At 43.0% G+C, this 10,898-nt stretch carries 10 protein-coding genes; 8 read left to right on the top strand and 2 right to left on the bottom strand.

The genetic code is table 11. The features are described from left to right. From BCU12_RS04460 to guaD, 3 genes are all read left to right on the top strand, one after another. Positions 1–671 (top strand): molybdopterin cofactor-binding domain-containing protein (locus BCU12_RS04460; protein WP_157939854.1); only part of this gene is annotated, 671 nt, incomplete at its 5' end. A gap of 176 nt (positions 672–847) precedes the next feature. After that, the gene (gene xdhC / locus BCU12_RS04455) at positions 848–1,696 is read left to right on the top strand and encodes a xanthine dehydrogenase accessory protein XdhC (protein ID WP_102403168.1); all 849 of its coding nucleotides are present in this window, start codon (positions 848–850) and stop codon (positions 1,694–1,696) included. Positions 1,697–1,741: 45 nt separating this feature from the next. Continuing rightward, on the top strand, positions 1,742–3,076 hold the full coding sequence (gene guaD / locus BCU12_RS04450) for a guanine deaminase (protein ID WP_102403167.1): 1,335 nt from the start codon (positions 1,742–1,744) through the stop codon (positions 3,074–3,076). Positions 3,077–3,531: 455 nt separating this feature from the next. On the opposite strand, the gene BCU12_RS04440 is transcribed toward guaD, so the two are convergent. Next, on the bottom strand, positions 3,532–4,410 hold the full coding sequence (locus tag BCU12_RS04440; protein ID WP_102403165.1) for a LysR family transcriptional regulator: 879 nt from the start codon (positions 4,408–4,410) through the stop codon (positions 3,532–3,534). 198 nt (positions 4,411–4,608) lie between these two features. Here BCU12_RS04440 and BCU12_RS04435 point away from each other — a divergent pair, with 198 nt between their 5' ends. From BCU12_RS04435 to BCU12_RS04415, 5 genes are all read left to right on the top strand, one after another. After that, positions 4,609–5,631 (top strand): linear amide C-N hydrolase, encoded by a 1,023-nt coding sequence (locus BCU12_RS04435; RefSeq protein WP_157939853.1) that lies wholly within the window; start codon positions 4,609–4,611, stop codon positions 5,629–5,631. A gap of 216 nt (positions 5,632–5,847) precedes the next feature. Next, positions 5,848–6,864, top strand: coding sequence for a linear amide C-N hydrolase (locus BCU12_RS04430; protein ID WP_102403163.1), 1,017 nt, complete (start codon positions 5,848–5,850; stop codon positions 6,862–6,864). 85 nt (positions 6,865–6,949) lie between these two features. Further along, positions 6,950–7,426, top strand: a complete 477-nt coding sequence (locus BCU12_RS04425) for a nuclear transport factor 2 family protein (RefSeq protein ID WP_157939852.1) — start codon at positions 6,950–6,952, stop codon at positions 7,424–7,426. A 328-nt stretch (positions 7,427–7,754) separates the two neighbouring features. Then, a complete protein-coding gene (locus BCU12_RS04420; RefSeq protein ID WP_102403161.1) occupies positions 7,755–8,114 on the top strand; it encodes a hypothetical protein in 360 nt (119 codons plus the stop codon). 247 nt (positions 8,115–8,361) lie between these two features. Further along, positions 8,362–8,676: a hypothetical protein gene (locus tag BCU12_RS04415; protein WP_102403160.1), complete on the top strand. Its 315-nt coding sequence runs from the start codon at positions 8,362–8,364 to the stop codon at positions 8,674–8,676. Between the two features lie 398 nt (positions 8,677–9,074). Here BCU12_RS04415 and BCU12_RS04410 read toward each other — a convergent pair whose 3' ends face one another. After that, entirely contained in the window at positions 9,075–10,853 is a 1,779-nt protein-coding gene (locus tag BCU12_RS04410) for an amidohydrolase (RefSeq protein ID WP_102403159.1), read from the bottom strand. Between the last annotated feature and the right edge of the window lie 45 nt (positions 10,854–10,898).

Genomic DNA, 10,898 nt, shown 5'->3' with positions numbered 1-10,898 from the left:
AGAATGGCATGATTCAAATTCGAGATGAACTGATGACATTCAATTCATTCGTTGAACTGGCGTGGTTCAACCAAATTTCACTGTCCAGCACAGGCTTCTACCGCACGCCTAAGATCTTCTACGATCACGAAAAAGCTCGCGGTCGTCCGTTCTACTACTACGCGTATGGCGCGTCTTGCTCTGAGGTCATCATTGATACCTTGACCGGTGAGTACAAGATTCTTCGCGTAGACATTTTGCACGATGTGGGCGCATCGCTAAACCCGGCCATTGATATTGGCCAAATTGAAGGTGGGTTTGTTCAAGGTGTCGGATGGTTAACGACGGAAGAACTGGTTTGGAACGATCAAGGTCGTTTGATGACGAATGGCCCAGCAAGCTACAAGATTCCGGCGATTGCTGACATGCCGATCGACTTCAGAACACATCTTCTCGAGAACCGAAGTAACCCTGAAGACACGGTATTCAACTCAAAAGCCGTCGGTGAGCCACCATTCATGCTGGGCATGTCGGTTTGGAGCGCACTCAAAGACGCTATCGCATCAGTGGCTGTTGAAGGTGCCATTCCAAAACTCGATACGCCAGCGACACCAGAGCGTGTATTAATGGCAGTACAGGAAGTAACAAAGCCACAAACCGCAACCGTTAACAGCAAGTCTGAAACGGCTTAGCCTGAAGGCTATAGAATAAAGATATAAAGAAAAAACGGCACCTTCAAGTGCGAAGTGTATCAGTGGCCACCTGCTCGTCCACCCTCTATACAGCAGGTAGGTCACTCCCTAACAATGAATAACACGCTCGATATTGGTTACAGACTTCAAGCGTTACATATCATCAGGAGGCAATGATGTTTAAGGATAACTGGATTCATGAATTAGCTAAGTTGGAAGAGAGCTATGAACCCTGCGTCATGGTGACGGTTCTTGAAGATCGCGGCTCTGTACCGCGCGATGCTGGCACAAAAATGCTGGTCACGCGAGACAGAATCATCGCCACCATTGGCGGTGGTCATCTAGAACACGTTGCGACGAAAATGGCGCGTGAGATGCTTATTGCCAGCGAAAAGTCATTGAAAGTTGAGCGCTTCAACTTAGGCGCTCGCCTTGGCCAATGTTGTGGTGGAATGGCCACCTTAAGCTTCGAGCCCATCGGCACTCAGCAAAATCACCTTGTGTTGTTTGGCGCAGGACACGTTGCCAAGGCTTTGCTGCATATTGTCGCTACCCTACCTTTCCGAGTGACCTGGATAGACGAACGTGATGAAGTGTTTCCCGACACTTTGCCTCATGGCGTAAAAAAAATGGTATCAGACGACCCCGTTGGCGAAGTGAAACACATGCCACCCAACAGCTATTATTTAGTCATGACGCACAACCATCAGCTTGATTTCGACTTAACCAAAGCGATCATCGACCGTGAAGACAGCCGCTACTTTGGCATGATTGGCTCACTCACCAAACGCAAAAAGTTCGATTACAGGCTTGAGCAACGTGGATACAGCCAAGAACAAATCAACACTATGATTTGCCCGATTGGCATCAGCTCTGTGAATGGTAAACACCCAGCAGAAATTGCGGTATCGGTTGCGGGTGAACTAATCGCACATTATCAAGGTCAAACGCTTGAACAAAAGCGCCCTGATCAGCACAGTGAAAACAGCCTAAGCGAATCACCTATAAAAAATAAAATCGCTTAGCTCTAAAGGCCATATTGTCTTTAGAGAGATTAAAAGGAAGTAATAATGACAACTCAACGTAAGGCGTACCGCGCCAGTATTTTGCATAGCATTGCTGACCCAAAGGATGTGGGTATTGAACACTCCTATGAATATTTTAAAGACGGTATCCTTGTCGTCGAAGACGGACACGTGGTTGATATTGGCGATGCTCTATCCGTTCTTGAGCGTCAGCCTAAAACGCTAACGGTAAAAGAGTACAAAGATAAAATCATCACCTCTGGCTTTATCGATACGCATATCCACTACCCTCAAACGGGCATGATCGCTTCTTATGGCGAACAACTTCTGGATTGGCTAGAAAACTACACCTTTCCAGAAGAGCGCCGTTTTAAAAACCCTATCTACGCACATAAAGTGGCGAATCTGTTTTTCGATGAACTCGCCAGTAACGGCACCACCACCGCACTGGTGTTTGGAACCGTACATAAAGAATCTGTTGATGTGTTTTTTGAAGAAGCAGAAAAACGAAATGTGCGTATGATCGCAGGTAAGGTCCTAATGGATCGCAATGCGCCAGACTACCTGGTGGATACGCCAGAGTCAGGGTATGACGATTCAAAAGAACTGATCGAGAAATGGCACAACAGAGGCCGTTTGCTTTACGCAGTCACCCCTCGTTTCGCGCCAACCAGTACGCCAGAACAACTGGCCACCGTGGGTAAACTGTTAGAAGAGTATCCTGATGTCTACATGCACACTCACCTTTCTGAAAACAAGAAAGAGATTGAATGGGTGCTAGACTTGTTCCCAGAACGAGAAAGCTACCTTGATGTGTACGATCATTATGGCTTACTGCACAAACGATCTGTTTTTGCGCACGGTATTCACCTATCAGATTGTGAGTGTAAACGCCTTGCCGATACCGACTCTGCGATCTCATTCTGCCCGACTTCCAACCTATTTTTAGGGTCAGGTCTATTCAAGCTACCTAAGTTAGAAGAGCATGGTATTCGTGTCGGTATGGGAACCGATGTGGGTGCCGGTACCAGTTTCTCGATTCTTCAAACCATGAGTGAAGCGTACAAAATCATGCAGCTTCAGCAGGAAAAACTGCACCCGATAAAGTCTTTGTTTTTAGCGACACTCGGCGGTGCGCGTTCACTTCACCTAGAAGATAAAATAGGTAATCTCGAAGTCGGTAAAGAAGCGGATTTTGTCGTTCTTAATCAAGATGCGACTCAACTTATGCGCTTTAGAATGCAGCAGGCAAAAACACTCGAAGAAAAACTGTTTGTACTCATGAGCCTGGGTGACGACCGAACTGTCAGCGAAACCTACATTGCGGGCGAGAAAGCCTATGACGTGAATTTCGAACAACAAAAGAAGCTCGTTAGCTAGTTGAACTGGCACATAACCAAACCTCAATTAAGAAACAGAATGAAAAGGTGAATCAGTAATGACTCGCCTTTTTGTTTTGTTAAATTAATGCTTCCTCTACCACTACAAAGGAAGTTATTAAGGCCCAAAGGGCTAAGCCAGTGAGAAGAAGGAGTGGTTGTCATATCTCGAACTAATTGGGCACACAAACGCGCCCCTAAATGACACATACAAACCAATAGCCAGCAATAGGCAGGCAACACAAGATCAGTAAGCATACCAGCAAAGGAAAAGGTTCCACCAAGCACTATTAGTTTCCAAAGAAGTTAGGTTTCCAGAGAAGTTAAGTTTTCAGAGGAAAGTAGAACTGTTTTTGCTGTCTATTCCCCCCAATAACGCTAAAGAAAATCTCTCCTTCCCCAAGTACAAGTTACCCACAACGATGAGAAAGGCTTCACTAAACCAATGTGTGCAGTCTATCTATCAGATAAGGTTAGAGCCTCCTTTATAAACAACGCCATTGCGGGGTTAAGTTGTGTTTCTGCACGATACAATAATTCTGCATACCAGTTAACGGTTTTACTGCCAATGGATGAAAACTCAACAACGTCCCCTTGCTCCAAGTGATTGTCTACTTGGTAGCGTGGCACAATCGCCCAACCTAACCCCAGTGATACCATTTCAATTAAATCCGCTAAATTCTGCGCGGTATAATGATGGTTGCTTAAAATATGCCCCTGTAGATTCTCTGAAACGCTGATATGTTGATAAACAATTTGTGGCAAGATGCGCGCCTTATCTTCTGAGATCATCCTATCACTACCAACCCATGCTGGTGGCGCAATTTGTACCAACTGAAAATTGAATAAAGGCACTGCCGTTAATCCAGGATAATGCTGGAACAAGGTACTAATCACTCCCATGTCAGCTTCCTCTTTCTTCACCCATTCAATGATTTGATGCGGATCACCGCTGAGGATTTGCAAGTTGATAGTTGGAAAAGCGCTGACCACCGCTTTAGCACAGCGTATCAATTGCCGATCACGAATGGTTGTACCAATCGCTAAACGAAAGTCAGTGGGTTGATTCGCGCAAAGACTGTCTATTTTATCTGAAAAACGGCTGGCTTCAGTGAGTACTGAACGCGCATATTGATAGAGATTTCGCCCCTGTTCAGTGAGTAATAATTTACGCACCTTTCTGTCAAATAACGGCAAGCCAATATCGATTTCCAGTGCTGCAACTTGCTGGCTTACTGTGGTCGCATGTTTGCCTAATTTGACCGCCGCAAGCTTAAAACTGCCATGTTCAACAGCCATAACAAATGCAGTGAGTTGGTCTAACGAAAAATTCATCACTACGCCCTTATGAGTGGTGAGGAAACATCATTTAAGAAAGAAACAGATAACTACACATTAATATAGCAGGATAAAACCCATTTTATACGATTTATTAAGATGATTTTTTAGGTTCATACTGGCTTCAACTTAATAGCAGCACCACGACATTGGCGCTCAACATTACAACCGGAGTTTATGATGACAAAATCAACAATGAAAAAATCAATTCTAACTATCGCAACCGCTGCAGTATTAGCAGGCTCTTTAGCAAACGTCGCTAATGCGTGTTCATACTTTAGTTTCGAAGGCATTGACGGTAACGAATACATCGGACGTACCAATGAACTGCCCTATGAAACAGAAGAGCATTTTGTCATTGTGCCACAGGGTTTTGAAATGCGTGATTCAACAACAAAGCATGGTTTTGTGGGCATGCGTCACGGTGATACGCAAATGATTTCATCGGGCTTAAATGAGCACGGGTTAAGCATTGAATCTTTAGGTTACTGGGCGGGTGATTATGCGGATGTATCCATTGATGAATCAGATGCAACCTCACTATCCGTTGTTTCAACGCTGTTAGGTCAAGCTAAAACGACTGATGAAGCGGTAGCCATCATTAAAAAGCTGATCGTAAGTTATGAAGATATGAAACAGTTTGACGGTGTTAAAGTCGCGTTCCACTATGCAATCAATGATGGTCAACGTTCAGTTGTGGTAGAGCATGAAGACGGTGGTAAACCAATGGTTTATGAAAACACGGTTAAAGTCATGACTAATGATCCGAGTTTTCCTCAGCAATTAGAGACAGCAGCCGCAGCTATTAAGATGGCCAATGCACGCCAAGGTGAAGATAAAGCAGTATTCCCTGGGTTTGATACTGAATCAGTAGGGCGTTTCGAGCGTTTAGCGGCACAAAACGCAGCATACAACTTAGACACTAATCTCAAATCAAATGATGCCCGTGATAATGGTGTTAACCGTGCATGGTCAATGGTGAATAACGCAGAGATCGTACCGGGTACGATGTACTGGGAATTTTTATCGCCAGAGCCACAAATGATTGCTTACAGTAACGTGGTTGATATTGCAGACAAAGCGTATTACTTCCGCACATACGATAACCCAATGATCCGTAAAGTGGATTTAGATGATATCGACTTCTCTGAAGTGAGCTACTCTGCAACGCCTATCTACAACAATGCAGTTAACTATGTTGATGTGCTTGCAAAGTAGTGAATAGACAGTGACTACTGAGCCTGCGTAAGTGGGCTTTTTTTGTCTTTAGTAAGCACACAACTGTCGTTATGAAGCACACATTTACATGCCACTTACACACATCCAATACCGCCTCTTTTCGACATAATGGCTCCACACCAACAAGCAGACCTAAACATGAACAGCTCTGCGTTTGAAACGATTTAACTCAATAAATAGAGAAGGAAACATATTATGAAAAAATTACTACTTGCAGCCGGTATCGCCGCGACGTTAGCCACTACTGCTGCTAGCGCATGTTCTTACTTTCACTTTGATACGCCACAAGACAATACAATGATTGGGCGTACGATGGAGATTGGTTTTGAAGCACAGGAAACGTTTTTTGTTGCCCCTCAAGGTTATCAATTAAATGATTTACCACCGGCAAAATACGGTTTCGTGGGCATTCGTCATGGTAAAACCGAATGGGTAAGCTCAGCGATTAATGAGCATGGTTTGAACGCGGAATCATTAGCACTAGGCGCTAGCCAATACGTGCCAGAAGGCTCAACAGAAATTGGCGTTAACTACTTAAACCTTGGCGCTTTTATTCTCGGTAACGCAAAAACGGTTGATGAAGCGGTTGAGTTACTAAAAACAACGAAAGTTGAAACCACCAAAATTGAAGCCGCTTTTGATTTAGAAGCAGGCATGCATTACGCCTTTAATGACGGTGAACGTTCAATCGTGGTGGAATACACGGATGGCTCTGGTTACCCAGACATTCATGAAAACACGCTGGGTGCGATGACTAACGATCCTGTTTACAGTATTCAGCAGGGTGAAGCGCATACGTTATTAGATGGTACAGGTTACGATGACGCACAAGTTAAATTCGCTGAAGGCTCTTTCAAAGGGTTTGATAAATCACCAATGGGTCGTTTCCAACACATTGTGGCGATGAACCATACGCAAGACGATTCCGTCATTCAATCAGACCTTGATGGTGTAAACCGCGCTTGGCACATGGTGAATGCACTTGAAATTCCACGCGGCACACTATACTGGCGCTGGTTATCGCCTGACCCACAAATGGTCGGTTACTCGATTGTGGTCGATACCAACAATAATGACTATTACTTCCGTACTTACGATAATCAACAAATTCGTAAAGTGGATTTAGACAACATCAACTTCGCTAAAGTGAAGTATCAAGAAGAGTCTATCTTCAACACAATTGATACTTACCAACCAATGGCGATTAAATAACCGAGAGCAATATCCATGCCCTGACTATGAGTAAATATTCAGGGCTTTTTATTACAAAAAATCTGTTTTTATGAAGGAGAACATAATGAAGGGTTCAAAAATACTGTCGGTTTTAAGCTTAATTATCGCCAGCTTTACCTTCGCAACAGGCGTCTCTGCCGCAGAGACTAAAAGTATTGAAAAAGAAGTGCTGACTACCACCAATCTGATGTGGGAAGAAGCGCGTAATGCTAATTTAGCGGGCATGTTTGCTAATACGCCAGCGGAAATGACCTACGTAATGGCCGGTTACCCTTCGTGGTCTAAAGCAGAAATGACCGCAATGATGGGCGCTGCATTTGATGGTGTGTCGCGTCAAGATATCATTATCAAGAAAGAGCAAATCACCGTGCTTTCAGATGACAGTGCATTATATGTGGCTGATTCTGCTTATGTGCAATACGACGACGCAGGTAACGTAATGCCATCGGGTGGCGATTATGTCATTAGCATTATTTTGCAAAAGCGCGATGGCCAGTGGTTTAACATTCACACTCATCAATCTTTTCCTATGCAACCGTAAGTCATCGTAATAATCGATCATAAGCCGTTTAGATAATTCAAAGAGCCTGCGCAAGCAGGCTTTTTTGGTTTCTATAAAATACACCATGCTCGTTATAGGAAAGGCGTTGCTAGACCTTCTAGATTTATTTAAACGGCTTATATTGATGCTTTCTCTTATCACGATAAAAGGAGTATTCAAGGCCCAAAGGGCTATGTGAACGAGGAAATGTGTGGTTGTTAGTTCGTGAGTGGATTGAGTACACAAACGCGCCACTAAATGACACATACAAACCAACGGCCAGCGCATATTATTACCACACACAACACACACACCAAGCGAGAAGAACATGGAACGATTCATTAAAGACAATACATTGAGCATTAACACGTTAGAAAAAATGACAAACAATGTTCGCTTATATTCAGATCTCTTGCGTCCAGAACGCCTATTTGACGATAAAAATAAACCGATGAGCATCGAAATGGCAGAGGAGGCGCTTAAGGAGTTTGATGAATATCTTTGTGTCATGATGGCAGGCGTAGAGAACATGAGAGATGAATTTTTAGACCTGGAAGCGCTTGTTAACGAAGAAAGAGCCAAGCTAGATAACGAGCAAAAGGCATTGGTAACACAAGACCATTCTGTTGTAAGCATACCAGTAAACGCAAAGATTCAATCAAGCGGTCTCAGACTTCAAGTAAGTTAGATTTTAAGTGGGAAGTTGAATTATCGCTAGCGCATATTCGCCCATCATAAAGTCAGCATGTGGGCGTTAGATGAAAGGAGATAAAATGAAGAGACCACTCATCGCCATCCCATCATAGCCTTATTTCTCTGATATAACGTTTTCCTGATATAGCGTTCACCGACACAGGTGTTGTCGTTAAAAAGGATGTATATGGTAGTGGAAATTACATTATTTCAATGACAATATTTATCCCAAGAGAAGTCTTATGAAATTCAGCCATTATGGTGTTCCAACAACCGAGTCCTTTGAGGGTGAAATCGCACTGCCTCATTTAAAAATGACAGTGTCAGATCATACGAGTAATGCGTATGGCATCCAGCATATGCGTTTTTGGCAGGATGCGCCCTACCCTGACATTGTGAAAACGCAGCCGCATCTTGCTTTCGAAGTTGATGATTTAGCTGACGCACTGAAAGGCAAAAAAGTGATCATAGAGCCTAACTCACCGAGTGAAGGATTAATCGTCGCGTTTATAGAATGCGATGGTGTGCCTGTCGAATTGATGGAATACGCGAAGTAACCACATTCCTTGCACCCACATTCGCAATAGGAAACTCAACCACAGACACATTATCACTATAAAGCTACGTAGAGCTGAAACCGTGTGTAGCGCAGCGCTTTACTGCACTATCTGACCTACAGTGCAAATGATATTAATCCCAATTTATTACTGCCAGCCGTTATTTGAAGTATTACTGAAGCGAATGGTGGGGGGTGATTTAAGAGGTTTACTTAGGTAGCACAGGTAATTCAAGGTTTGATCTGAAAGGTGTGGGCTGAGTATTTATCTTTATGATGTTTATTATTTCAATTGAAAATAATTACATCTGTTCAGCGTTAAAAATAAAAGCGCCAATATTATGGTTCATCAAGAATTCACAATATTGGCACTTTTTCATAAGGCTATTATCGGGCTATTTATAAACCATTTTTATAAGTAAACGAACCATTCATCATAGTTGCTAATACTTTTACATCCGCAATATCGGTTTTCTTAACATCAAAAAGGTTCTTTTCAAGAATCACCAAATCAGCATATTTCCCAACTTCTAACGAACCAACCTTAGTTTCCATGCGTGTTTGCCATGCAGGATCAATGGTTAAGGTTTTTAAGCCTTGGGCTAATGTTAATGCTTCAGAGTTAGGGCCCCAAGGTACAGAATTTGGGTCATTCGGGTTCATTTGTGTCATCGCTGACTCAAGTAAAAATAAACCACCTGCTTCTTCTGATGGCGTAGAAGGTACATCAGCTGAAATACTGACCGTAGTACCGGTTCTTACTGCTGCGCCTAACATTTGATAGTATTCGTGAGATCGTTTGTCACCTAACTTCTCTTGGGCTAGTTCAAAGGTATTACCCCAATCAGTACGCCAAATAGGTGTCAAATTAACAGGGATTTTATACTCGGCGACACGTTTCATATCATCAGGATGAACAACGGCAAAATGTTGCAAGCTATTACGAGCATCGTATCCTGCTTTACGCGATTTAATGATTGAATCGATTGACGCACGCACCGTTGCGCTGCCATCAGCATGAATAGAAACATCAATCCCCTGAGCATTGGCTTTCATATAGACTTCTTCTACACGCTCTGCAGAGATACCACGTATGCCTTTATATTCAGGTTTGTCACTGTAACCTTCTAGCAACAACGACGTTTGTGTTCCCCAGTTGGCTTCTGGGTGAATTTTAATACCCGACATTCTCAGCATGTCAGAGTTATATTTCTTTCTATAATCGAGGGTTATTTTGACGAGTTCGTCGACCGATGCATCACCATTTTTGTAGATCCAATGCATGAAAGTACGCAGCTTTAACTTGTCTTGCTTTTCAAGTTCAGCAAGCAATTTCATCGCATAATCATATTCTGCAATATTCTTTTCAGCATTAGAAATATTAGGTGTTACTAAGCCTAGGTTTACCACTGATGTCCAGCCTTGACTGGCCGCATTATTGTAGAGCGTACTTTGGCTTTCAGTCACCAATGTTTCACGATCCCACGCACCCGAGCTTATATAAGCAGGGAACCATGATAATTCAATCGCATTACCGGTTGGGTTGCCAGCTGCATCTCGCTCCCAATAACTGAAACCAGGTTGTTTATCTTCTGTGTCTTTATTGATATTGCCAGCAGCCATCATTTTGCTATTTAGCCATGCGTCATGAATGGTAAAATCAAAAATAATGGCTTTGTGGTTTGGTGCCACGCTATCTAGCTCTGCTGCGGTAGGTCGACCACCGTATGTTGTGTAATTCCAGCCATACCCATATAAAAACTCATCATCTGGATTCGCCTCTGCATGCGCCTTTATTAACGATAGATACTCTTGTTTTGATTTTGCAGGAAACAGGTTAACACCTGCTTTAGTCCAGTTAGAGGCGACTAAATGATCATGACCACTAACAAAACCAGGTAGGATCATTTTCCCCGCTAAATCTACGATATTATCGCTGCTATAGGCTTTTGCGCCTTGTGCATCACCCACATAAACAATTTTGTTGTCGTCCACCACTACCGCTTCAGCCCATGGCTGTTTTTCATTGACCGTATAAACTTTAGCGTTAGTAAAAATATAATCAGCAGACAGCGTGCTTTTTGCACTTGGTGCGCTTGTTGTCGTTGAATTGCAGCCTGTTATTGCCGCTAATCCTAATACAACGGAAGCACTTAAAAATACTTTTTTAAAATTCATTGTGAGTTTCCTTTCTAAACGAATAAAAATAGGTAATAGGTAATA

It is taken from the genome of Vibrio sp. 10N.261.55.A7 (assembly GCF_002877365.1).
Lineage (GTDB): Bacteria > Pseudomonadota > Gammaproteobacteria > Enterobacterales > Vibrionaceae > Vibrio.
This window is presented reverse-complemented; position numbering and strand designations above follow the sequence as displayed.